This is a genomic window from Pseudomonas sp. GL_139_B (assembly GCF_057834475.1).
Genome location: NZ_CM174403.1, coordinates 5,734,323 through 5,758,692, shown reverse-complemented (window position 1 = coordinate 5,758,692; position 24,370 = coordinate 5,734,323). Strand labels below are relative to the sequence as shown.

The following is a 24,370-nucleotide window of genomic DNA, read 5'->3' as shown; positions in this document are numbered from 1 at the left end:
CGTTATGGCTCGGGGGAATGTTTCGAGTGTAGACGGGCTAAACGGCAGGGGGGACGTGCGGGGGATTTAATCTGCATAAAGCAAAACCCCCGGCCAGGGCCGGGGGTTCTGTTGTTACTCGTCGAGGAAGGAGCGTAAATGCTCGCTTCTCGTCGGGTGGCGCAGCTTGCGCAGTGCCTTGGCTTCGATCTGACGAATCCGTTCACGGGTCACGTCGAACTGTTTACCAACCTCCTCAAGGGTGTGGTCGGTATTCATGTCGATACCGAAGCGCATGCGCAGAACCTTGGCTTCACGGGCAGTGAGGCCGGACAGTACTTCGCGAGTCGCTTCTTTAAGGCTCTCAACGGTGGCGACATCAATTGGCGACTGCATGGTCGAGTCTTCGATGAAGTCACCCAGATGGGAGTCTTCGTCATCACCGATCGGGGTTTCCATGGAGATCGGCTCTTTAGCGATCTTCAATACCTTGCGGATTTTGTCCTCAGGCATTTCCATGCGTTCGCCCAGCTCTTCCGGGGTCGGTTCGCGACCCATTTCCTGCAACATCTGCCGGGAAATACGGTTGAGCTTGTTGATCGTCTCGATCATGTGCACCGGAATACGGATGGTGCGGGCCTGGTCGGCAATCGAGCGAGTGATCGCCTGACGGATCCACCAGGTGGCATAAGTCGAGAATTTGTAGCCGCGGCGGTATTCGAACTTGTCTACCGCTTTCATCAAACCGATGTTGCCTTCCTGGATCAGATCGAGGAATTGCAGGCCACGGTTGGTGTACTTCTTGGCGATGGAGATCACCAGACGCAAGTTCGCTTCGACCATCTCTTTCTTCGCGCGGCGGGCCTTGGCCTCACCGATCGACATGCGACGGTTGATGTCCTTGATCTCGGCGATCGTCAAACCGGTTTCGGTTTGCAGCGCGGTCAGCTTCTGCTGGCAACGAATGATGTCTGGTTGCAGACGACCAATGGCTTCAGCGTATTTGCTTTTGCCTTTGGCCAGAGCATCGCTCCAGCTTTCGTCAACTTCGTTGCCCGGGAACTGGCGCAGGAAGTCGGCACGCGGCATGCGGGCATCACGAACGCAAAGTTGCATGATCGCGCGCTCTTGTTGACGCAGGCGATCCAGGGCACTACGAACACGCTCGACCAGGCCTTCGAATTGCTTCGGAACCAGTTTGATCGGCATGAACAGCTCAGCCAGGGCTAATAGCTCGGCAATTGCCAGCTTATTGCCACGACCGTGCTTTTTCAGCGCCTTGCGGGTGATTTCCATCTGATCGGAGACAGCGCCAAAGCGCTGTGCTGCGATGATCGGATCCGGGCCGCTTTCGGCTTCTTCTTCGTCATCCGTTGCTTCGGCGTCATCGTCGTCGGTGTCGTCGGCAGCTGGCGCGGCTTTCGGATCGATCGGCGGTGGCACTTCTGCAGCAGGCGGCGCAATGCCGTCGTCCGGGTCGATATAACCACTCAGGACGTCGGACAGGCGGCCACCTTCGGTGGTGACGCGAGTGTATTCGGAGAGAATATGATCAACCGTGCCAGGGAAGTGCGCAATTGCGCCCATCACTTCGCGGATACCCTCTTCAATACGTTTGGCGATTTCGATTTCGCCTTCACGTGTGAGGAGCTCTACCGTACCCATTTCACGCATGTACATGCGCACTGGGTCGGTGGTGCGACCAATGTCGGTCTCGACCGCTGCCAACGCTGCTGCTGCCTCTTCGGCCGCGGCTTCGTCGGTATCGGCGTCGGCCAGCATAAGGGAATCCTTATCTGGCGCAACCTCGAATACGTTGATCCCCATGTCATTGATCATGCGGATGATGTCTTCCACCTGTTCCGGATCTGAAATATCCTCCGGCAGGTGGTCGTTGACCTCCGCGTAAGTCAGGTAACCCTGCTCACGACCAAGTGTGATCAACTCTTTGATACGAGACTGCTGTTGCGCTTTTCCGGACATAACACCCTATCCACTGAAGGTCTTGGCGGGCAAAAAACAAGCCGAGGATTATACCTGAGCTATGACCTCACGCGCCAGTTGAGGTCGGGTTTGATACAGCCATATTGCGTTTTAATAGGTCGCGCATCTGATTTGCGATCTGATTTGCTTCCTCCGCGGTCAAGCCTGGCTGCCTGGCTTTCCTGATAAGTGCTTCGAGGCTATCCGTGTGTTGAGCTGCCGATAACCTAGTAATGGTGTCTAAAAACTGTTGTTCAAGGTTGTCGCCTGCAATCAGCCATTCCTTTTCTGCCAATGCCTTGAGCAAACGCCCCTGTTCGGTCCCGTGCCAGCGCGCCATTAGCTGAATTGAGTTTAGCTTAGGATTTTTTTGCACTGCTTCGATCAGGGCAACGAGCAGTTGTGCATAAGTATTGCTTTCGTTGGCAAAGTGGTTGGCGGTTTCTACCCGGCCAGCCAGATCTGGATGATGAATGAGGGTGCGCAGTGCGATCAGCGTCGGAGCTTCAACGGCAATCGGTGTGCGCGGAGCGCTTGGTTGATCACGATCACCGCCGCGCTTGCCATTTTTATCCCACGGCTTCTTGTCCCACTTTTTGCCGCCAGCGCCGGGTTTCTTCGGCGTCCATTCCTGCTGCGGCACATACATCTCTTGTGACTGCGGCTGATGGTAGTCGCTGTAATCGGGCATGGCGTCGTAATCGATGCCTGGATCGTAAGCCGGTGGCGCGTCCTGAGGGGCGCTTTGTACCAGTTGGCTGACGGCTTCACCGCTAAGGCCGGTGATTTCGGTCAGGCGCTGGCGCATCAGGATGCGCAGGTTTGCGCCCGGTACTTTATCGATCAGCGGCGCCGCGAGGGTGGCCATGTGGGCCTTGCCTTCGAGCGAACGCGGGTCCGACTCTTCGGTCAGCTGCTGGAAGAAATAATCCGCCAATGGCTGGGCGTGCTGGTTGATCCGCGCACGGAAAGCATCTGTGCCTTCGGAGCGGACCAGCGTATCCGGGTCTTCGCCTTCCGGCAGGAACAGAAAGCGTGCGCGCCGGCCGTCTTGCAGGCAGGGCAGCGTCGCTTCCAGTGCCCGCCAGGCGGCATTGCGGCCTGCCTGGTCGCCGTCGAAACAGAACAGCACGTTGGGCACGACACGAAACAGTCGCTTCAAGTGCTCTTCGCTGGTGGCGGTGCCCAAGGTCGCCACGGCATTGCGCAAGCCTTGCTGGGCAAGGGCAATGACGTCCATATAGCCTTCAACGACGATGATTTCGTCGAGGTTCCGATTGTTTTTACGTGCTTCATAAAGACCGTAGAGTTCCTGGCCTTTATGGAATACCGGGGTTTCCGGTGAGTTCAGGTATTTAGGCTTGTCGTCGCCTAGTACCCGGCCGCCGAAAGCAATGATGCGCCCTCGGCTGTCGCGAATCGGGAACATCACGCGATCGCGGAAGCGGTCATAGCGTTTGCCGGTTTCGGCGTTCTCGATCAGCAGGCCGGCATCGACCATGGCTTTTTGTTGCAGGGTGTCACTGCTCAAATGTTTGAACAAATTGTCCCAGCCCGGCGGAGCAAAGCCGAGGCCGAAATCGCGGGCGATCTCGCCGGTCAGGCCGCGACCTTTCAAGTAATCCACAGCCGCTTTGCGCGATGGATGGCTTTTCAGTGCCTGGCGGTAAAAGTCGGCGGCGGCGGTAAGCAGTGGGTACAGTGGCGAGTCGGTCGGCTGCCGCGGTTTGTGGGGGCGGCCGCTTTCTTCGCGGGGGATTTCCATGCCGGCGGCTTTGGCCAGTTCTTCGACGGCCTGGACGAAGTCCAGGTTGTCGTGGTCCATCATGAAGCCGAGGGCGTTACCGCCAGCACCGCAACCGAAGCAGTAATAAAACTGTTTGTCGGGGCTGACGCTGAAAGACGGGGTTTTTTCTTTGTGGAACGGGCAGCAAGCGGTGTAGTTCTTGCCGGCCTTTTTCATTTGCAGGCGCGAGCTGACCACATCGACGATGTCGGTGCGGTTCAGAAGGTCGTCAATGAAGCTCTGGGGAATTAGCCCGGCCATGGCGTTCTCGTCATCTGCGCTGAAATGAACCCAAAACGAAGGGCGGTTGAACGCGGGTCGTTGCTTGAGGCGCGCAAAGTGTGCGGCTCGACCGGTGTCGTCTGCGTATTCGCTGTCGGGAAGTGTATCTGCCGAAAATCCACTGACGTTAATACCAATCAGTAATCGACTGTTTGAAAGTGTTGCGCTGAATCCGCTGCGACCAGTCGATGGCCTCGGATAGCTCAATAAGCGGGCACACAAGCAGGTGCCTTGGGCTGATCGTCGTGAGAGGAATCAGTGGGTGTGCTCGTCAGTAGCCTTGGAAGGCTCGTCAGAAAAGACGTGCACCGCTGGCAAAAGAGCCAGGTCTGACGCTGTAAAGCAGATTTGTCTCGGTCGCGTCTGCGGCGTCGACAGTGAAGCATCAAGCGTTTTACGCAAATGCCATTAGCCCGGCTGAGGGCCGGGCTTGGCAGAAGCTCGCTACGATCGTCTGTGTATTAGTACAGACGAACGGCGCGGCGCTGTTCGCGCTGAACTTTCTTCGCGTGACGCTTAACAGCGGCTGCTGCTTTGCGCTTACGCTCAGAAGTTGGCTTCTCGTAAAATTCGCGGCTACGAACTTCAGCCAGTACACCGGCTTTTTCGCAGGAGCGCTTGAAACGACGCAGAGCTACGTCGAAGGGTTCGTTCTCTTTTACTTTGACGGCTGGCATCCAGAGCTACCTTCATTCATTACCGGGGTCAACATCCTCGCGGCAAAAGAGCACTTGAAGACGTCGGTTTTTAAGGGTTGCGGATGTTAACTCCTCATCGCACGGAATGCAAAGCCTCTGATCGAAAACCGCTGGTCGGGGCATTGCGCGGCGACTATTATGCGCGCCTTCGTATTCAGCCTAAACAAGGCGCAAACCCATGCTAGTACTGGGATTAGAAACCTCCTGCGACGAAACCGGCGTCGCATTATATGACAGTGACCGCGGGCTGTTGGCCGACGCACTGTTCAGTCAGATCGACCTGCACCGTGCCTATGGTGGCGTTGTGCCGGAGCTGGCCTCGCGCGACCATGTTAAACGGATGCTGCCCTTGATTCGTCAGGTGTTGGCCGAAGCTGACTGTGTGCCGACCGAGATCGACGCCATCGCCTATACCGCGGGTCCTGGCCTGGTCGGTGCGTTGCTGGTGGGGGCTTCATGCGCCCAGGCGCTGGCTTTTGCCTGGGGCATTCCGGCCTTGGGCGTGCACCACATGGAAGGCCACTTGTTGGCACCGATGCTGGAGACGCAACCGCCCGAATTCCCGTTCGTCGCTTTATTGGTGTCCGGTGGTCATACGCAGCTGGTTCAGGTCGATGGGATCGGTCAGTACACGCTGTTGGGCGAGACCCTGGACGATGCTGCCGGTGAAGCTTTTGACAAGACCGCGAAAATGATGGGGCTCAATTATCCGGGTGGTCCGGAAATTGCGCGTCTGGCTGAGCAAGGTGTTGTGGGGCGATTCACATTCCCGCGACCGATGTGCGACCGCCCGGGTCTGGCATTCAGTTTCAGTGGCTTGAAAACCTTCGCCTTGAACACCTGGCAGCAGAGCGTCAGCGCCGGAGACGACAGCGAGCAAGCCCGTTGCGACATCTCGCTGGCGTTCCAGCAGGCCGTGGTGGAGACTTTAACCATCAAGTGCAAGCGAGCCCTCAAGCAAGCGGGCATGAAGCGCCTGGTGATTGCTGGGGGCGTCAGCGCCAACAAGGCACTGCGCACCTCGCTGGAGAAAATGCTCGGCGACATGAAAGGCGATGTGTTCTACGCCCGTCCGGAGTTCTGTACCGACAACGGCGCGATGATCGCGTTTGCCGGATGCCAGCGCTTGCAGGCCGGCCAGCATGAAAGCCTGTCAATCAGTGTGCAGGCGCGTTGGCCGATGGAGCAATTGTCGGCGCTGTGATGAGCGGCGCTCACGTGCGGCATTTAAAAATGCCGTTCGCGCCCGGCAAACAGGTCGCGTAGATTGCCGCGATGACGCCAGACAATCAGCCCCGTGAGCACGCTCATGGGCAGCAAGGCCGCCGGTTCCTGCCAGGCTAGCAGTGGCAGGGTCAGAGGGGTGGCAATCAGTGCAGCAAGCGAGCTGGTGCGGGTCAAGTAGAACGTCAGCAGCCAGGCACAGACCGCCAGCAGTGCAGCGGGCGGGTAAAGCCCGAGCAGCATGCCGGCAGCGGTGGCGACACCTTTGCCGCCGTGAAAACGGAAGTACACTGGAAACAGATGGCCGATGACGGCGCAGATGCCGATCCAGGCCTGTTCTTGCAGCGAAAGGCCCGCAAGGCTGGCGATCAGCACGGGCAGCAGGCCTTTGCAGAGGTCGCCGAGCAAAGTCAGGACGGCGAGTTTCTTGCCGGCCAGGCGCAACATGTTGGTGGCACCGGCATTGCCCGAGCCACTCATTCGCGGATCGGGATTTCCGGTCAGGCGGCTGAGCAAAATGGCGAAGGACAGAGAGCCAAGCAGGTAGGCGAGGATCGCCAATAACCAAAACATGCTAACTATTCCGGGCGAGGACGCCCTGATTCTAACGGCGCATTGCGCCCTTGTCGTGCAGTGGAGAAGAGTGCTTGGACAGAGTGTTTATCGAGGGCCTGGAAGTCGACACCGTAATTGGTGCCTACGACTGGGAGCGAGGCATCCGGCAATGCCTGCGTCTTGATCTGAGCTTCGCCTGGGACAATCGCCCGGCCGCCGCCGGAGATGACCTGACCCTGGCGCTCGATTACGCCAGTGTTTCATCGCGAATCCAGGCGTTTGCCGAGCAGGCGCAGTTTCAACTGGTCGAGACCTTTGCCGAGCGTCTGGTTGAAGCGCTGATGAGCGAATTCGAGATTACCTGGATGCGTCTCAAGCTGACCAAGCCTGGCGCCGTCCCGGCGGCCACCGGTGGTGTGGGCGTGGAGATCGAGCGCGGATGTCGCTGACTCAGGTGTACCTCGGGCTCGGTAGCAATATCGAGCGTGAAACCCATTTGCAGGCGGGGCTAGAGGCTTTGGCGGCGTTTTTGGTGGATATCCGCTGTTCGGCCGTGTTTGAAAGCCAGCCAGTGGGCATCAAGAGTGGGCCGTTCTTCAATTTCGTGGTGTCGGCGTACACCGATCTGCCGCTGATGGAATTGGACCGTCGATTGAAATTCATCGAGGCAGACAATGGTCGTTATGCGCCAGACCGCAAGGGTTTGCCGCTGGATATCGATGTGCTGTTATTTGGTGATCTGGTGGGCAATTTCGATGGTTTGATCTTGCCGCGCGCTGAGATTCTGAAGAATGCATTTGTGTTGTGGCCGTTATCGCTGATTGCGCCGGATCGTGTGCATCCTGGTGTAGGCAAAAGCTTTGCGACGTTGTGGGGCGAAGCGCAGATTGATCAGGTGTTAGCGCCGGTGGCTTTTGAGTGGCGCGGTGAGCAGCTGACTCCTTCGAATTTGTTGTGACTTGATTGACGCCATCGCGGGCAAGCCCGCTCCCACAGGTGCGATGTAGCTCTTGTGGGAGCGGGCTGGCTCCGGGCAGCGATCCGACGATGCTTTTCAGGCGGACGCCGCTTCCTTGTAGGCTTTCAGCGCTTTAAGCCGATCACGCTTGATCGCCTCACCCAGCTCCGGCCCCTTGAATCCCTTTTCCAGCAACGGTTGAGCCGCCACGCTGCGCGCTGCCGTCGCCGCACCGCGCAAGTATTCCGCCTGTGGATAACTTCTCTGCTCCAGCCCTTTGCGCCCGCGGGCATCCATTTCGCACGCGGCAATAAACTCCTCAAAGCGCTGCGGGCGGCGGTATACGTCAAAGCTTTGCAGCAACTCCAACAAAGTCGATGGCTTCAGCTCCAGCGCACGATGGCCGTGGGTGTGATATTCGCCCACCAACAGTGCCAGTTCCTGACAATCCTTCGGTGCCTTGAAGCGTTCGTTGACCGCTTTGATCAGCTTCAGGCCTGTTTGCTCGTGAGCAATATGGCGTGGCCATTCTTCCTTGGGTGTCAGGCTTTTACCGAGGTCGTGCAGCAGGCAGGCCCAGCGCACGGTCAGCGGTTGTTTGTGCAGTGCCGCTTGCTCCAACACGCTCAGGATGTGCAGTCCGGTGTCGATTTCCGGGTGGTGAGCTTCTGGCTGCGGAACACCAAACAATGCGTCGACTTCAGGCATGAGCACCTTCAGTGCGCTGCACTGGCGCAGCACTTCAATGAACACCTGTGGCTGATCTTCCATCAACGCCCGGGAGATTTCTTTCCAGCTGCGTTCAGCGGTCAGGGCTTCCAGTTCTCCGGATTCGCTGAGTTTGCGCATTAACTCAAGTGTCTCGGGAGCGACGTTAAAACCCAGTGCCGCATAGCGCGCAGCAAAGCGGGCAACGCGCAAGACACGGAGTGGATCTTCGGCGAACGCGGGGGAAACGTGGCGGAGCAGGCGAGCTTCGAGGTCGCGCTGGCCATGGTAAGGGTCGGTCAAATTCTGCTGATCGTCTTCGGCCATGGCATTGATCGTCAAGTCGCGGCGAATCAGGTCTTCTTCGAGGGTGACCTCGGGACTGGCGTGAAAGGTAAAGCCTCCATAACCGCGTCCGCTTTTGCGTTCGGTGCGGGCAAGGGCGTACTCCTCACCGCTTTTTGGATGAAGAAATACCGGGAAGTCCGCGCCCACCGGGCGAAAACCCTTGGCGAGCATTTCTTCGCTTGTGGCGCCCACCACAACCCAGTCGATATCGGTAACAGGTTTGCCCAGCAGGCGATCACGTACCGCACCACCGACTTTATAAATCTGCATAAAAAACCTCCGTTAGCTCGACAGAATAACCGTTGCGTCGAGCTTTCGGAGGTACTGACTCGCTCAAAGATGAATGACGGCCAGGTCCAGCCGCCCATAATCTCCTTCGCTGTGCTCATTTCTGGGGGGCACATGATGGGTTTTCATCACCTGATCCCCTTGCAGGGTTTCCAGGTGAATATCGAAGCCCCACAGACGGTGCAGGTGCTTGAGTACTTCCTCGGTGGACTCGCCCAGCGGTTTGCGATCATGTTGCTGGTGCCGCAGGGTCAGAGAGCGGTCGCCACGCCGGTCAATGCTGTAAATCTGCACGTTAGGCTCGCGATTGCCCAGGTTGTATTGCGCCGCGAGGGTTTCACGAATGATGCGATAGCCCTCTTCATCGTGGATCGCTGGCACCAGCAGGTCGTCCTTCTGGTCGTCATCGAGAATGCTGAACAACTTCAGGTCGCGGATCACTTTCGGTGACAGGTACTGCAGGATGAAGCTCTCATCCTTGAAGCTGCTCATGGCGAACTTGATGGCCGAAAGCCAGTCGGTGCCGGCGATTTCCGGGAACCAGTGGCGATCCTCATCGGTGGGTTCTTCGCACATGCGCCGAATGTCCCGATACATGGCAAAGCCAAGCGTGTAGGGGTTGATCCCGCTGTAGTAGGGGCTGTCAAAGCCCGGCTGAAAGACCACGCTGGTGTGGGAGGTCAGGAACTCCATCATAAAACCGTCGGTGACCAGGCCTTCGTCGTACAGATCGTTCATCAGCGTGTAATGCCAGAACGTGGCCCAGCCTTCGTTCATCACCTGGGTCTGACGCTGTGGGTAAAAGTATTGAGCAATCTTGCGCACGATCCGCACGATTTCCCGCTGCCAAGGCTCCAGTAGTGGTGCGTGTTTTTCGATGAAGTACAGGATGTTTTCCTGAGGTTCGGCGGGGAAGCGCGCATTGTCCTTGTCGCTGTATTTGTCTGCACCCTTTGGAATGGTGCGCCAGAGATCGTTGATCTGTTTCTGCAAATGCTCTTCCCGGTCCTTTTGCCGACGCCGTTCTTCTTCAGCGGAAATCGGGTAGGGTCGTTTGTAGCGGTCGACGCCGTAGTTCATCAGCGCGTGGCAGGAATCGAGCAAGTCTTCTACCGCATCGATGCCGTGGCGTTCCTCGCACTGCATGATGTACTGCTTGGCGAACACCAGGTAATCAATGATTGAACTGGCGTCGGTCCAGGTGCGGAACAGGTAATTGCCTTTGAAAAAGCTGTTGTGCCCATAACACGCATGCGCGACGACCAGCGCCTGCATGCAGATGGTGTTTTCTTCCATCAGGTAAGCGATGCACGGGTCCGAGTTGATCACGATCTCGTAGGCCAGCCCCATCTGCCCACGACTGTAGGATTTTTCAGTGCTGAGGAAGTGTTTGCCGTAGGACCAATGGTGATAACCCAGCGGCATGCCGACGGAGGCATAGGCATCCATCATTTGCTCGGCGGTGATCACTTCGATCTGGTTGGGATACGTATCGAGTGCGTAGCGAGCCGCCAGGCGACTGATTTCTTTGTCATAGGCCTGGATCAGCTCGAACGTCCATTCGGAGCCGGTGGAAATGGGTTGGCGCTTCTGCTCTTTGGCGGTCATGTCACTAACCTGCGCTGGAAGAGTTCACGGAAGACCGGGTAAATATCCCCGGCCGAGACCAGTTGCTGCTGGGCAAAAGTGTCAGAGAAGGCTTCGGCGATGCGTTCGTATTCGAACCACAGGGCCTGATGTTCGCGCGGGGTGATCTCAACGTAAGTGTAGTACTGCACGAACGGCATGATTTGGTTGATTAGAATGTCGCGGCAGATCGGCGAGTCGTCGTTCCAGTTATCGCCGTCTGAAGCCTGGGCGGCATAAATGTTCCACTCATTACTCGGATAGCGCTCGGCCATGATCTCCTGCATCAGTTTCAAGGCGCTGGACACGATGGTGCCGCCGGTTTCGCGTGAGTAGAAGAACTCTTCTTCATCCACCTCCCGCGCACTGGTGTGGTGGCGGATGAACACGACGTCGATCTTGTCGTAGTTACGCTTGAGAAACAGGTAAAGCAAGATAAAGAAGCGCTTGGCGATGTCCTTGGTCGCCTGCGTCATGGAGCCGGATACGTCCATCAGGCAGAACATCACCGCTTTGGAGCTGGGATTGGGCTGCTTGATGAGCAAGTTGTACTTTAGGTCGAACGTGTCGAGGAACGGAATGCGATGAATGCGCGCACTAAGCTTTTCGATTTCTGCTTCGATTTTCTGAATGTCACCGAAGTTATCCGGTTCTTCCTGCTTAAGTCGCAGAAGTTCTTCTTTGGCTTCGCGGAGTTTTGTCCGACTGCTGCCGGACAGGGCAATGCGTCGTGCATGGGCCGAGCGCAAGGTGCGGATGATGTTGATTCGCGACGGGTTGCCTTCGTTGCTGATACCCGCGCGCACCGTTTTGAAGGTGTCGGTTCCCGTCAGGTTGCGTTTGACCAGGTTTGGCAGTTCGAGGTCTTCGAACATGAACTCGAGGAATTCCTCCTGGGTGATCTGGAAGACGAACTCGTCCATCCCCTCGCCCGAGTTTCCCGCCTTGCCGGGGCCTCTGCCACCCCCGCCCCCTGGCGGACGGGCAATGTGCTCTCCGCTGGTGAATTCCTTGTTGCCCGGGTGTACGACGGTTTGTTTGCCGCCGCGACCGTGATGAAGTACCGGCTCGTCGATATCGCGACCGGGAATGCTGATCTGCTCGCCGTGCTCCATATCGGTAATGGAGCGCCGGCTGACCGCCTCTTCGACAGCCTTTTTGATGTGATCACGGTAGCGCCGCAGAAACCGCTGACGGTTCACCGTGCTCTTGTTCTTGCCATTGAGACGTCGGTCGATCACATAGCTCATGACTGCTCCTTAGAAGCTGTCCTGAAAGAGGCGGGCGGTGACACAGCATCGGACCGAGGGCCAAGGGATATGCGACGCTCCCCCAAGCGCTTTGGATGCTGCCTGAACTCGCTACCGACTTTCGAACACCTTCCAGAGGCTTGTGTAGCAGAATTTGCGTACACAGGCCTCTGGCTGACGACAACCGGTCTGACCGGCAGCGGGTTATTGTGATTTTCTGACCCGCAGGTACCACTCGGACAGCAGTCGTACCTGTTTGTCGGTGTAACCGCGCTCGACCATCCGTGTGACGAAGTCGTTGTGCTTCTGCTGGTCCTCTTTGCTGGCCTTGGCATTGAAGCTGATGACCGGCAGCAGGTCCTCGGTGTTGGAGAACATTTTTTTCTCGATGACCACCCGCAGTTTTTCGTAGCTGAGCCAGGTCGGGTTCTTGCCGTTGTTGTTGGCCCGGGCGCGCAATACGAAATTGACGATTTCGTTGCGGAAATCCTTCGGATTGCTGATGCCGGCCGGTTTTTCGATTTTCTCCAGTTCTTCGTTCAGGGCGACGCGGTTGAGGATTTCGCCGGTTTCCGGATCGCGGTATTCCTGGTCCTGGATCCAGAAGTCGGCGTACAGCACGTAGCGATCGAAGATGTTCTGGCCATACTCGCTGTACGACTCAAGGTAAGCGGTCTGGATCTCCTTGCCGATAAACTCGATGTAGCGCGGTGCCAGGTACTCCTTAAGGAATCGCAGGTAGCGTTCACGTGTTTCGGCCTGGAACTGTTCCTGTTCGATCTGTTGTTCCAGCACGTACAGCAAGTGCACCGGGTTGGCGGCGATTTCGTGCGGGTCGAAGTTGAAGACCTTCGACAGGATCTTGAACGCGAAGCGGGTCGACAGACCGTTCATCCCTTCGTCGACACCGGCGTTATCACGGTATTCCTGGATCGACTTGGCCTTCGGATCGGTGTCTTTCAGGTTTTCACCGTCATACACGCGCATTTTCGAGTAGATGTTCGAGTTTTCCGGCTCCTTGAGACGCGAGAGCACGGTGAACTGGGCAAGCATCTTCAAGGTGTCGGGCGCGCAATGGGCCTTGGCCAGGGAGCTGTTGAACAGCAGTTTGTCGTAGATCTTCACTTCGTCGCTGACCCGCAGGCAGTACGGCACTTTGACGATGTAGATCCGGTCGATGAACGCTTCGTTGTTCTTGTTGTTACGGAAGGTGTGCCATTCCGATTCGTTGGAGTGGGCCAGCAGGATCCCGGTAAACGGAATCGCGCCAAGGCCTTCGGTACTGTTGTAGTTGCCTTCCTGAGTGGCCGTCAGCAATGGGTGCAGCACCTTGATCGGCGCCTTGAACATTTCGACGAATTCCATCAGGCCCTGGTTCGCCCGGCACAGTGCGCCCGAGTAGCTATAAGCGTCGGCGTCGTTCTGTGGGTATTCCTCCAGTTTGCGGATATCGACCTTGCCCACCAGTGCCGAGATGTCCTGGTTGTTCTCGTCTCCCGGCTCGGTTTTGGCCACGGCGATTTGATTGAGGATCGATGGATAGAGTTTCACCACGCGGAACTGGCTGATGTCGCCGCCGAACTCGGCCAGGCGCTTGGTGGCCCATGGCGACATGATGGTGTTGAGGTAGCGCCGCGGAATGCCGAAATCTTCTTCGAGGATCGCGCCATCTTCAGTGGCGTTGAACAGACCCAGAGGCGACTCGAATACCGGCGAACCCTTGATGGCGTAGAAAGGTACTTTCTCGATCAGCTGTTTCAGCTTCTCGGCCAGGGACGATTTACCGCCACCGACGGGGCCGAGCAGATAAAGGATCTGTTTCTTCTCTTCCAGGCCCTGAGCGGCATGGCGGAAATACGACACGATCTGGTCAATGCATTCTTCCATCCCGTGGAAGTCTTCAAAGGCCGGATAGCGGCGGATCACTTTGTTGGAAAAGATTCGCGACAGTCTCGAGTTGGTCGAGGTGTCGAGCAGCTCCGGTTCTCCGATGGCCAGCAATAGACGCTCGGCGGCGGAGGCATAGGCGCTGCGGTCCTGTTTGCACAGCTCAAGATACTCTTGCAGCGAGAGTTCTTCCTGGCGTGTGGACTCGAAGCGTTGTTGGAAGTGGCTAAAGATACTCATGACGTCACCTCGCTCGATACGTGGAGCCGACGCCGGATCACTCAGTCGATGCTGGCAGCAACCGAACAGGCGGTCGCTGTTTACCCCCCAGAACTCTAACGGAGCTGACCACTCCGAAAGCTACTCCCGATGACCCGTGCGCCGGTGTACCGGCTCTCCCCTGTTTTGGATGGCCTGCGCTTAAGGATAGTTGGGAATTCAGGAGGTAAAGGCTGGATACGTAATTAGTTGTGGCAGACCGTTCGTCTGCCACCGCGCGAGCCCGCGGGGGACGGGGGCTCGAAGGTTACAAAAAAATTATTCAGCGGTGCCTTGCGCAGTTTCCGCAGGATAGGTCGTGCGCCACAGCTCAAACCCGCCATCCATGCTGTAAACGTCGGAGAAGCCCTGGCTGATCAGGTAGGCGGCGGCACCCTGGCTGGAGTTGCCGTGGTAGCAGACCACTACAGTGGGGGCGTCCAGATCTGCGCCCTGAATAAAGGCATGCAGGGAATGGTTGTCCAGATGCTTCGAGCCGCTGATATGCAAAGCGGCGAATGTGGCAGGATCACGGACATCGACCACCACTGCGCCTTGTTCGCGCAGGGCCTGGGCCTGTTCCGGGGGGATACGTTTGAATTCGCTCATGGCGGGCTCCTGTGGCGCGGCTGATAGAGCAGCCTAGCGCGGGTCGCTGGCTGGTGACTGTTCGGTAATGGTTGGGGTGGTGGGTAGGGCATGGCCGTGTTCGCTGCATTTGCACTGCAGGCGCTCGCCGGTATCGACGTTCATCAGCGTCATCGCTCCGCCCCAGACACAACCGGAGTCGAGCGCAAAGATCCCCGGCTCGTCACATTGGCCTTCGAGGGCCGCCCAATGGCCAAAGATGATCTTCAGGCCCTTGGTCTTGCGCTCCTTGTACGTGAACCATGGCTTATAGCCCGGTAGCGCTGTGCCGACGCCTTCCTTGCTCTTGAGGTCGAGTTTGCCCTCGCTGGTGCAGAAGCGCATGCGGGTGAAGTAGTTGGTGATGACTCGCAGGCGGGCCACGCCCTTGAGGTCGCTGTCCCATTTCGCCGGATCGTTGCCGTACATGCCGTCGAGATACGGGGCAATGCGGTTGTCGTCGCGCAGGGCTTCTTCAACTTCGGCGGCGCATTTCAGTGCTTTGCGCAGTGACCACTGCGGTGGAATGCCGGCATGTACCAAGGCGATGTCGCGCTGTTCGTCGTAATGCATGAGCTTTTGCTGGCGCAACCATTCCAGCAGCTGAGCACGATCGGGTGCTTCGAGAATCTCGCGCAGGGTGTCGTTTTTTTTCAGGCGTTCGATGTTTCGCCCGGCGGCCAGCAAGTGCAGGTCGTGGTTGCCCAGTACGCACACCAGCGATTCGCGAATGCCATAGAGAAAACGCAAGGTTGCCAGAGACTGCGGACCGCGGTTGACCAGGTCGCCGACCAGCCAGAGTCGATCCTTGGCCGGATCGAAAGCGACTTGCTCGAGCAGGCATTTCAGGGGCTCAAGGCAGCCTTGCAGGTCGCCAACGGCGTACGTTGCCATTAGTGCAAGGCTCCGGGCACCGCCAGACGGAATGGAGCGATGATGGCGTCGAAATGCTTACCGTCGTCGGCAATCATCTGGTAGCTGCCTTGCATGGTGCCGACCTTCGTGGTCATGACCGTACCGCTGCTGTACGTGTGGCTCTGGCCTACTTCGATCAACGGTTGCAGACCAACCACGCCGGCACCGCGAACCTCTTCTACATGCCCGTCACCGTCGGTGATCACCCAATGCCGCGACAACAGTTTGGCCGGTAGCTCGCCATTGTTTTGCACGGTAATGGTGTAAGCAAAGGCAAAGCGACTGTGCTCGGGTTGCGATTGTTCTGCCAGATAGCGGGTGACGACGCTGACGTCGACCTGATAACGAGGATCGGACATGCAAGAGGCCTTAAAAACGAAGCGGGACGCGGGGCGTAGCTGATGGAGATCAGTCTAGGCCAAGTACCGGGTAGTAAACCAGACATCGCGTCTGGCGTCCTACCCGATAACGCTTGTCACCTGTCAATCGGCGGCGGGCGGGTTCAGGGCTTGTTCGCTGAGCTTGTCGGCCAGGCGCACGAAGGCGGCCAGATCGAGCTGTTCTGGGCGCAGGCTGCCATCGACGCCGGCGGCTTCGATTTCGGCATTGCTCAGCAGCAACTTGAGGGTGTTGCGCAGGGTTTTGCGGCGCTGGTTGAAGGCTTCGCGAACCACACGCTCCAGCAATTTATGGTCTTTGGCCGGGTGTGGCAGTACCGCGTGAGGCACCAGGCGCACGATGGCCGAATCGACTTTCGGCGGCGGATTGAACGCACCCGGGCCGACGTTGAACAGATGCTCGACCCGGCAGTGGTACTGAACCATGATCGACAGACGGCCCCAATCACCGCCGCCCGGGCCTGCCGCCATGCGCTCGACGACTTCTTTTTGCAGCATGAAGTGCATGTCGCGGATCAGGCTGGCGTTATGCAGCAGATGAAAAATCAGGGGCGTGGAAATGTTGTACGGTAAGTTGCCGACCACACGCAGGCTACCCGGCGCGGCATTCAGGCTGGTGAAGTCGAACTTCAGCGCATCGCCCTGATGCAGGCTGAAATTGCTTCTGCCGGCGAACTGCTGATTGAGGATCGGGACCAGGTCCTTGTCCAGCTCTACCACGTCCAGCTGGGCACCGCTGTTGAGCAGGCCTTGCGTCAGGGCGCCCTGGCCCGGGCCGATTTCCAGCACGCGGTCTTCGGCTTTGGCGTGGATAGATCGCAAGATACGGTCGATAACGCCGGCATCATGCAAGAAGTTCTGGCCAAAGCGTTTGCGCGCCTTGTGTTGGTAGTGCTCGGTCATAAACGGGTCTCGGCCATCTGGTAAGCGGTTTCCAGGGCGACTTGCAGGCTGCCGGTGTCAATTTTACCGCTACCGGCCAGATCCAGGGCGGTGCCGTGGTCGACCGAAGTGCGGATGATCGGCAAGCCGAGGGTCACGTTGACTGCCGCGCCGAAGCCTTTGTACTTCAGCACGGGCAAGCCCTGGTCGTGGTACATCGCCAGCACTGCGTCGCAGTGCTCCAGATATTTGGGGGTAAACAGAGTGTCGGCGGGCAGGGGGCCGCGAAGGTCCATGCCTTCACCGCGCAGGCGCTCTAATGTAGGTTCGATAATGTCGATTTCTTCATGGCCCAGGTGTCCGCCTTCACCGGCGTGCGGGTTGAGCCCGCAGACCAGGATGCGGGGCTGGGCGATACCGAATTTTTCTTGCAGGTCGGTGTACAGAATTCGTGTGACCCGCTCCAGTCGCTCCGACGTGATCGCATCGGCAATCTCGCGAAGGGGCAGGTGAGTGGTGACCAGAGCCACGCGCAATCCATGCGTGGCCAGCATCATCACCACCTGTGCGGTGTGGGTCAGGTCAGCAAGAAATTCGGTATGCCCGGAGAAGGCAATGCCGGATTCGTTGATGACACCCTTGTGCACGGGGGCGGTAATCATGCCGGCGAAATGCTTGTCCAGACAGCCTTGACCCGCACGGGTCAGGGTTTCCAAGACAAACGCGGCATTGGCCTTGTCCAGCTGGCCCGCGGTGACCGGCGCATTGAGCGGTGTATCCCAGACATACAGGCTGTTAGCTGGAGCAGGAACATCCGGCCAACTGTCCGGCGTTACCGGCAACAGATTGACGGCCACGCCCAGCTGCGCGGCCCGCTCAAGGAGCAAGTCGGCGCTGGTAATGGCAATCAGGGGGTGTGGCTGGGCGTGCGAGGCGAGCAGCAGGCACAGGTCTGGACCTATGCCGGCCGGTTCGCCGGGTGTCAGCGCGAAACGCTTGGGTTTCACTGCGCTGCCTGGTTTGCACCAGGGAGTTTGATTTCTACATACGCTTCGTCACGGATCTGACGCAGCCAGGTTTGCAGCTCTTCGTCGTATTTACGGTTACGCAGTACGGTCATTGCCTGTTGCTCGCGAGCCTGTGCGGTGCTGTCCGTGGCGCGACGGCCAAGCACTTCCAGAACGTGCCAGCCGTACTGGGTCTTGAATGGCTTGGACAGCTGACCTTGCGGGGTCTTGGCCATCACTTCGCGGAATTCCGGTACCAGTGCGTTCGGGTCGATCCAGTTCAGGTCGCCGCCGTTGAGGGCAGAACCCGGGTCTTCCGAGTAGTTCTTGGCCAGTTCGCTGAAGTCTTCACCGGCTTCGATACGCGTATAGAGCGACTGAGCCAGGGCCTTGGTTTTCTCTTCGTCACGGATCGGGCTTGGTTTGACCAGGATGTGGCGCACGTGCACCTCATCTCGCGTCTGGGTTGCACCGCCACGCTTGTCGAGGATCTTCAAGATGATGAAGCCGCCGGGTGTGCGCATGGGTTGGGTGACTTCGCCAACGGACATGGAGCTCAACATGCGATCGAACGGAGGTGGCAGTTGTGCGGCTTTACGCCAGCCCATGTCGCCGCCTTCCAATGCAGTTTCGCTGGCAGACTTGGCGATGGCCAACTGACCGAAATCAGCGCCTTGCTTGAGTTGCTGGTAAACCGCGTCGGCCTGCTTGGCTGCATTCTGAATCGCTTCGGAGTTGGCGCTTTCCGGCGTAGGAATCAGGATGTTGGCCAAACGGAACTCTTCGGACAATTGCATCTTGCCAAGGTCGGAGGCGAGGAAGTTCTTCACTTCCTGTTCGGACACCTGGATGCGCTCGGCCACGCGACGCTGACGCACACGGCTGATCACCATTTCACGGCGAATCTGTTCACGGGCGTCGTCATAAGACAGACCGTCGTGAGCCAGCGCGGCGCGGAATTGATCCACCGTCATGTTGTTGCGCTGGGCAATGGTGCCCACCGCCTGGTTCAGTTCTTCATCGGTAATGCGGATGCCCGAACGTTCGCCGATCTGCAATTGCAGGTTTTCGACGATCAAGCGCTCAAGCACCTGCTGCTCCAGCACGCTGGCTGGCGGCACGGCAGTGCCACGCTTGGCAATGGTTTGCTGAACCTCATGAACGCGTTGGTCCAGTTGGCTCTGCATGACCACGTCGTTGTCGACGATGGCCACCACTTTATCGATGGACTGTACGGCGGCGTTGGCTGCAGTACCCAGAAACAGCGCGCCCAGCAGTAGCGGGCGCAGACAATCAGAAAGCTTGGTTTTCACGTTCACGATAACCTTGGATGCCTTTGTCGAGGAAGCTCTCTACTTTGGCGCCGGTGAGGCCGCCGAGTCCCTTCAGAACAATTTGGAGGAAGACGCCGTGGTCGCCCGATTCGTTTTGTGGTGCGTTCTGACTGAACTCGTCATAGGAAACAAAATAACGGTTGATCAAGCGCAGTTTCCAGCAGCAGTTGTCGTACTCGAAACCACCGAAGGCTTCCAGAGTACGGTTTTGGGTGTAGTCATACTGCCAGCGGCTGATGGCGTTCCACTGAGGCACGATCGGCCAGATTACCGAGAAGTCGTGCTGCTCGATCTTGTAGTAGTCCTTCACGAAGTTGTCGGTGCCAGGGGTGCCGTAGTCACCTCCGAACTGCCATTTACCGGTGTTCGGGTTGTAAATCACCTGATCGTTACGATAGCGATAGCCGGCGTTGATGACCTTGTTCGGGTTGTCTTCAGGTTGGTAGTGGAACATCGCACTACCCGAGCGAGGGGTGCGGCTGTCCGGGTCCCAGTTGTAGTCGGCGGTGGTGCGCCAATCGCGGTTCCAGCGGTATTCGTATTCCAGTGCGTACGGCGAAACACCGGATTTAGAATCGGCGCGGGTATTTGCATCGATACCCGGCAGCTGAACTTCGCGGTCTTGGAAGAACAAAGCCTGGCCCACGCTGATGCGTTGACGCTCAAAGCCGTCGTCTTCGATCCAGCGGTTGGTGACGCCCAACGACAGTTTGTTCTCGTCGCCGACGCGGTCGGAGCCGGTAAAGCGGTTGTCACGGAACAGCGACGAGTAGCTGAAGGTGCTTTCGCTGGTGTCGAAAACAGGAATGTCTTCCTGGTCTACCTCTGGCACATAGAGGTAATACAGGCGCGGTTCAAGGGTCTGGCGGTAGTTCTTGCCGAACCATTGGGTTTTGCGATCGAAATACAAACCGCTGTCGATGCTTGCGATTGGCACACCACGGTTCTGATTGCTGTCAAAGGTGCCGCTGACTTGGTCCTGTTCTGGGGTCTGTGCGGCAATCTGGGATTTGCCGATACTGTCCAGGTCCAGTTGGTACTGGGTGTATTGGTACTTGAGTGTCGGCTTCAGGAAACCGTAAGTCCAGTCCAGCGGCAGGCTGACGGCGGGTGCCAGGTTGAGACGGTCGCCGGTAGCGCGCGCCAGGCCCTGGGTGTTGGTGTCTATTTGAGGGCTCACATTGCCGTCTTGATCGGTGAACGTGCCATTTCTCAGGTCACGATCAAACCGCACGATTTCAGTGTTGTAGCTGAATTTCAGGCCGTTTGGATGATAAGGCAGGGCACCATCGAAGGTGACCTGCGGCAATCGATCGTAAGGGGTGACGTTCTGAACTGTCGCCAACTGAAATGCTTGCGCATTCACGCGCGCCGTATAACTGTCACCACGGTAGGAAACCGAACCTTGCTGGTTCACGTAGTCAGCGCTTTTCACGCCAATCTGGTCGGTCTGCAGATCCTGGAAGTAATAAGGATCGCTGATCTTGGTGTAGTCGACTTGCGTGAGTACGCGAGAATCCAGACCACCCTTGTGCTGCCAGTTATACATGTAGCGGTCCCGCTGGTAGTCGGTCTCTTTGCTGCGCTCGGTGTCTTCGTCGTTGAGGTACGCACCACCGAACTGACCTTCGCTGGACTGGGTGAGGTAGCGGAATTCGCCTTCCATCAACAAGCCGCGTTTTTCCATGTAACGCGGGTACAACGTGGCATCGTAGTTCGGTGCCAGGTTGAAGTAATACGGTGTGACCAGCATGAAGCCGGTATCGCTGCCGGTGCCAATGGTCGGCGGCAGGAAGCCGGACTGGCGACGGTCATCGATCGGGAAATAGATGTACGGCGTGTACAGGACAGGAATGTCCTTGACCCGCAGTGTCACGTTGGTCGCGGTGCCGAAGCCGGTCGCCGGGTTCAGGGTGATGTTGTTACCCTTGAGCTGCCAGGCGTTGCTGTTCGGTTCGCACGTGGTGTACGTACCATCCTTGAGGCGGATGATCGCGTTTTCGGCACGCTTGGCGTACAGCGCGTTACCGCGGATACGGGATTTGTGCATCACGTATTCGGCGTTGTCGACCTTGGCTTCACCGGTGTCTAGTTGCACATCGGCGTGGTCGCCGACGATCAGTGCGCCGTTGTCGCGGATGCGCACGTCGCCATTGAGTTCGGCGCGGCTCTCGGCCTGATACAGGCTGGCCTCGTCGGACTCGACCTGCATGCTGCCCTGACGCAACACAACGTCACCGGCCAGCGTGCCGACCTGATCTTCGGTGTTGTAGCGCGAGGCCTTGGCGCCGATAAAGGTAGGTGCGTCACTTTTATTCGTCTTGTCATTCATGCCAGGACGAATCGGTTCGATATAGGAACCAGAGCAGTAAGGACCGGTTTCGGCCAATTGCGCGGCAGTGAGGTTCTCGCGTGGCACCCAGTCGAGGTGGCTGTAGTCTTCACTACGCGACTTCAAGCCGCGGCCCTTGGATTCGGTAACGAGTGCAGGCTTGGCGCCGGTTTCTTCGCTGGAACCGTTCTGGACTGCTGCTTCGCCAGCGGCGGAGACTGTGCCATCTTCATGGACGGGGCGCGGTGGCAATGTCGCCGTCGACGCTTTTGGCGCGCAGCTCCAGGCACCCGAAGCAGAGGCTGAGCAGTCATACTGTTCCGCGGCGACCACAAATGAAGTGGCCAGGGGTTGCAGGGCCAGCAAACTGCCGGTAACCAGCAACGGAAATTTTTTACGAAACGCGGGGGATTTCAATGCCATCTTATTAGTCCGGGCTTCCTGCGTGCCATCTGCCCGCGGTGTGGGCCGCACGCCTCTCGATGGTCTGAAAAAGATGCTGGATAATAAAGCATGACCCGCTTGACGGCTAGCGCCGTCGGAGACCCTTGCAATGCCTGACCAAGATGTACGTTTGCAACACCTGAAAGTTTGGCTCGATGAGCAGTTGGCGATTCTCTTTGCAGCACAAGGCTGGGGCGCCGTCCCCCCGGCTACGTTGACTGCGGCCAGTAGCGATGCGAGTTTTCGACGCTATTTTCGCTGGGAAGGCGAGGGTAGACGCTTCATCGTGATGGATGCTCCACCGCCTCAGGAAAACTGTAAACCCTTCGTGGATATCGCTTTTTTTCTGGCGAAATCCGGAATAAACGTGCCGCAGATATATGCCGAAGACCTCGAGCGCGGTTTTCTTTTGCTCAATGACTTGGGCAACAAGACCTATCTGGACGTGATCGACAGCGAAAACGCGGACAATTTGTTCAACGATGCCCTACAAGCACTGCTGGCTTTTCAGCAGTTGCCGATGGTTGCGCCGTTGCCGAGTTACGACGTCGCGCTGTTGCGTCGCGAGCTGGAACTGTTTCCCGACTGGTATGTAAAACATGAGCTGGGCATCGAGTTCGACGCTGCGCAGAAAATGCTTTGGCAGAACGTGACCGATCTTTTGATTGATAGCGCACTGGCCCAGCCCAAAGTCCTGGTGCATCGCGACTACATGCCACGCAACCTGATGCTCAGCCAACCGAACCCGGGTGTGCTGGATTTCCAGGATGCGGTGTATGGACCGGTGACCTACGACGTGACCTGTCTGTTCAAGGACGCCTTCCTCAGTTGGCCGCAAGAGCGTGTGCGTGGCTGGCTCGAACAGTACTGGAAACAAGCCGGCGCCCTCGATATTCCGGTTCAGCCGGATTTCGAAGAGTTCCTGCGTGCCAGCGACCTGATGGGCGTGCAGCGTCACCTGAAAGTCATCGGCATCTTCGCCCGCATCTGCCATCGCGACGGCAAGCCGCGCTACCTCGCCGATGTGCCACGCTTCTTTGCCTATATAGAAGCTGTAATCGCTCGCCGGCCTGAACTGGCCGAGCTGGATGTGTTGCTGCTGAGTCTGCGTGCCGGAGCGAATGCATGAAGGCAATGATTCTGGCTGCGGGCAAAGGCGAGCGCATGCGCCCCTTGACCTTGACCACCCCCAAACCGCTGGTTCGTGCTGGCGGCGTACCGCTGATTGAGTATCACCTGCGCGCCCTGGCAGCGGCCGGGTTCACCGAAATCGTGATCAACCACGCCTGGCTTGGTCAGCAGATCGAAGATTATCTGGGAGACGGTTCACGCTACGGCGTCAGCATCCAGTACTCGCCGGAAGGTGAACCGCTGGAAACCGGCGGCGGGATTTTCCGCGCGTTGCCGTTGTTGGGTGACGAAGCCTTTGTGGTGGTCAACGGTGATATCTGGACCGACTACGACTTCAGCGTGCTGCATCAACCCAGCGCCGGGTTGGCGCACCTGGTGCTGGCGGATAACCCGGCCCATCACCCGGCAGGCGATTTCACGCTGGCCGACGGGCGCGTGCGCGACGGTCAGCCAGGTATCACAACCCTGACGTATAGCGGCATCGCGGTTTTGCACCCGCAACTGTTCGAGGGTTGTTCGGATGGGGCGTTCAAGCTTGCACCGCTGTTGCGTAAAGCCATGGCCAACGGGCAAGTGACGGGTGAGCGGCTAAAAGGCCAATGGGTGGATGTCGGCACGCACGAACGCCTGGCCGAAGTTGAAGATCTGATAGAAGCGAGCCGCTGAGATGTTATGGCCAGGGACTCTGATTGGAGCCGGAGCCGGTTTTGCCATAGCCAGTTTTCCGGGGGCCATGCTCGGCGCCTTGTTGGGGCAGGCGCTGGATCGGCGTTTGCACCTGCAAAGCCTTGGGCATTTGTTTGAAAAGCTCGGCGGTCGCCCGATGCTGCGCAATGATGAACTGCTTTTCGTGTTGTTGGGACGGTTGGCCAAGAGTGATGGGCGAGTGACCGATGGCCACATCCAGCAGGCCCGCCAGGAAATGCGTGCCCTGGAGATGACGGATTCGGCAAAGCGTCGTGCCATTGACGCGTTCAATCGCGGCAAGTCCGGCAATGACCGGTTACGCGGCTATCTGCGGCGTTTGAGTGCTCAACCGCATGCGGCGGAAGGTGTGTTGCGCGCCTGTTGGCGGATGGTCTGGGCCGATGGCCGTGCCGGCAGTCGTGAGCGTGAGTTGATTGCCCAGTGGGGTAAGTGGCTGGGCTGGACGCCGCATCAGGTTCAGGGATTGGCCGCCGATTATGAACAGCACAAGCGGCCAAAGGTCAGCAGCGCCATCAGCTATCAAGATGCGTTGCGGCTTTTGGGGGTATCGGCAACCAGCGAACCGGCGCAGATCAAGCGCGCTTATCGGCGCCTGCTGAGTCGCCATCACCCGGACAAGATTGCCGGCAGCGGGGCGACGGCGTTGCAGGTTCGAGAGGCAACGGACAGGACGCGCGAGTTACATACCGCCTACACCTTGATTCGTGAGCGGCGGAATTTCCGCTAGGTGTTGTGTGGCCTGTGAGGACGCCATCGCGAGCA

21 protein-coding genes are annotated in these 24,370 nt (G+C 58.1%); 6 read left to right on the top strand and 15 right to left on the bottom strand.

Going from position 1 to position 24,370, the window contains the following annotated elements; genetic code table 11:
• Nucleotides 1-114: 114 nt before the first annotated feature.
• The 3 genes from rpoD to rpsU form a co-directional block, all read right to left on the bottom strand.
• Nucleotides 115-1,962, bottom strand: coding sequence for an RNA polymerase sigma factor RpoD (rpoD, locus tag AC3ISI_RS26420; protein WP_489334451.1), 1,848 nt, complete (start codon nt 1,960-1,962; stop codon nt 115-117).
• A gap of 67 nt (nt 1,963-2,029) precedes the next feature.
• Nucleotides 2,030-4,009 carry a DNA primase gene (gene dnaG, locus AC3ISI_RS26415; protein WP_489334450.1) on the bottom strand — a complete coding sequence of 660 codons (1,980 nt, stop codon included), beginning with the start codon at nt 4,007-4,009 and terminating at the stop codon, nt 2,030-2,032.
• Between the two features lie 482 nt (nt 4,010-4,491).
• Nucleotides 4,492-4,707 (bottom strand): 30S ribosomal protein S21, encoded by a 216-nt coding sequence (gene rpsU, locus AC3ISI_RS26410; protein ID WP_002551877.1) that lies wholly within the window; start codon nt 4,705-4,707, stop codon nt 4,492-4,494.
• A gap of 199 nt (nt 4,708-4,906) precedes the next feature.
• On the opposite strand from rpsU, the gene tsaD reads away from it, so the two are divergent.
• On the top strand, nt 4,907-5,932 hold the full coding sequence (tsaD, locus tag AC3ISI_RS26405; protein ID WP_489334448.1) for a tRNA (adenosine(37)-N6)-threonylcarbamoyltransferase complex transferase subunit TsaD: 1,026 nt from the start codon (nt 4,907-4,909) through the stop codon (nt 5,930-5,932).
• Nucleotides 5,933-5,955: 23 nt separating this feature from the next.
• Here the strand turns inward: tsaD and plsY are convergent, their stop codons facing one another.
• On the bottom strand, nt 5,956-6,525 hold the full coding sequence (gene plsY, locus AC3ISI_RS26400) for a glycerol-3-phosphate 1-O-acyltransferase PlsY (protein ID WP_489334447.1): 570 nt from the start codon (nt 6,523-6,525) through the stop codon (nt 5,956-5,958).
• Nucleotides 6,526-6,599: 74 nt separating this feature from the next.
• Between plsY and folB the strand changes: the two genes are divergently transcribed.
• Both folB and folK read left to right on the top strand, forming a co-directional pair.
• A complete protein-coding gene (gene folB / locus AC3ISI_RS26395) occupies nt 6,600-6,956 on the top strand; it encodes a dihydroneopterin aldolase (protein ID WP_489334446.1) in 357 nt (118 codons plus the stop codon).
• Nucleotides 6,947-7,465: a 2-amino-4-hydroxy-6-hydroxymethyldihydropteridine diphosphokinase gene (folK, locus tag AC3ISI_RS26390; RefSeq protein WP_483843097.1), complete on the top strand. Its 519-nt coding sequence runs from the start codon at nt 6,947-6,949 to the stop codon at nt 7,463-7,465. Before folB ends, folK begins: the two co-directional genes overlap by 10 nt.
• A gap of 96 nt (nt 7,466-7,561) precedes the next feature.
• Here the strand turns inward: folK and AC3ISI_RS26385 are convergent, their stop codons facing one another.
• The 11 genes from AC3ISI_RS26385 to AC3ISI_RS26335 form a co-directional block, all read right to left on the bottom strand.
• Nucleotides 7,562-8,791: a multifunctional CCA addition/repair protein gene (locus tag AC3ISI_RS26385; protein ID WP_489334445.1), complete on the bottom strand. Its 1,230-nt coding sequence runs from the start codon at nt 8,789-8,791 to the stop codon at nt 7,562-7,564.
• Nucleotides 8,792-8,854: 63 nt separating this feature from the next.
• Nucleotides 8,855-10,417 (bottom strand): SpoVR family protein, encoded by a 1,563-nt coding sequence (locus AC3ISI_RS26380; RefSeq protein ID WP_489334444.1) that lies wholly within the window; start codon nt 10,415-10,417, stop codon nt 8,855-8,857.
• Nucleotides 10,414-11,685, bottom strand: coding sequence for a YeaH/YhbH family protein (locus AC3ISI_RS26375; RefSeq protein WP_489334443.1), 1,272 nt, complete (start codon nt 11,683-11,685; stop codon nt 10,414-10,416). The genes AC3ISI_RS26380 and AC3ISI_RS26375 overlap by 4 nt, the downstream gene beginning before the upstream one ends.
• Before the next feature lie 204 nt (nt 11,686-11,889).
• Nucleotides 11,890-13,812, bottom strand: coding sequence for a PrkA family serine protein kinase (locus AC3ISI_RS26370; RefSeq protein WP_010467160.1), 1,923 nt, complete (start codon nt 13,810-13,812; stop codon nt 11,890-11,892).
• A 297-nt stretch (nt 13,813-14,109) separates the two neighbouring features.
• On the bottom strand, nt 14,110-14,439 hold the full coding sequence (gene glpE, locus AC3ISI_RS26365; RefSeq protein ID WP_016983139.1) for a thiosulfate sulfurtransferase GlpE: 330 nt from the start codon (nt 14,437-14,439) through the stop codon (nt 14,110-14,112).
• 33 nt (nt 14,440-14,472) lie between these two features.
• Nucleotides 14,473-15,351: a symmetrical bis(5'-nucleosyl)-tetraphosphatase gene (locus AC3ISI_RS26360; RefSeq protein WP_489334442.1), complete on the bottom strand. Its 879-nt coding sequence runs from the start codon at nt 15,349-15,351 to the stop codon at nt 14,473-14,475.
• On the bottom strand, nt 15,351-15,731 hold the full coding sequence (gene apaG, locus AC3ISI_RS26355; protein ID WP_489334441.1) for a Co2+/Mg2+ efflux protein ApaG: 381 nt from the start codon (nt 15,729-15,731) through the stop codon (nt 15,351-15,353). Before apaG ends, AC3ISI_RS26360 begins: the two co-directional genes overlap by 1 nt.
• A 123-nt stretch (nt 15,732-15,854) precedes the next feature.
• A complete protein-coding gene (gene rsmA, locus AC3ISI_RS26350) occupies nt 15,855-16,673 on the bottom strand; it encodes a 16S rRNA (adenine(1518)-N(6)/adenine(1519)-N(6))-dimethyltransferase RsmA (protein ID WP_489334440.1) in 819 nt (272 codons plus the stop codon).
• Nucleotides 16,670-17,659: a 4-hydroxythreonine-4-phosphate dehydrogenase PdxA gene (gene pdxA, locus AC3ISI_RS26345; RefSeq protein WP_489334439.1), complete on the bottom strand. Its 990-nt coding sequence runs from the start codon at nt 17,657-17,659 to the stop codon at nt 16,670-16,672. Before pdxA ends, rsmA begins: the two co-directional genes overlap by 4 nt.
• Nucleotides 17,656-18,978 carry a peptidylprolyl isomerase SurA gene (gene surA / locus AC3ISI_RS26340; protein WP_489334438.1) on the bottom strand — a complete coding sequence of 441 codons (1,323 nt, stop codon included), beginning with the start codon at nt 18,976-18,978 and terminating at the stop codon, nt 17,656-17,658. Before surA ends, pdxA begins: the two co-directional genes overlap by 4 nt.
• On the bottom strand, nt 18,953-21,748 hold the full coding sequence (locus tag AC3ISI_RS26335; protein WP_489334437.1) for an LPS-assembly protein LptD: 2,796 nt from the start codon (nt 21,746-21,748) through the stop codon (nt 18,953-18,955). The genes surA and AC3ISI_RS26335 overlap by 26 nt, the downstream gene beginning before the upstream one ends.
• Before the next feature lie 130 nt (nt 21,749-21,878).
• Here AC3ISI_RS26335 and AC3ISI_RS26330 point away from each other — a divergent pair, with 130 nt between their 5' ends.
• From AC3ISI_RS26330 to AC3ISI_RS26320, 3 genes are read left to right on the top strand one after another with little or no spacing between them, the layout of a single operon-like run.
• A complete protein-coding gene (locus AC3ISI_RS26330) occupies nt 21,879-22,898 on the top strand; it encodes an aminoglycoside phosphotransferase family protein (protein ID WP_489334436.1) in 1,020 nt (339 codons plus the stop codon).
• Nucleotides 22,895-23,566 carry an N-acetylmuramate alpha-1-phosphate uridylyltransferase MurU gene (gene murU, locus AC3ISI_RS26325; RefSeq protein WP_489334435.1) on the top strand — a complete coding sequence of 224 codons (672 nt, stop codon included), beginning with the start codon at nt 22,895-22,897 and terminating at the stop codon, nt 23,564-23,566. Before AC3ISI_RS26330 ends, murU begins: the two co-directional genes overlap by 4 nt.
• A 1-nt stretch (nt 23,567) precedes the next feature.
• Nucleotides 23,568-24,335, top strand: a complete 768-nt coding sequence (locus AC3ISI_RS26320; protein WP_489334434.1) for a TerB family tellurite resistance protein — start codon at nt 23,568-23,570, stop codon at nt 24,333-24,335.
• Nucleotides 24,336-24,370: the final 35 nt, after the last annotated feature.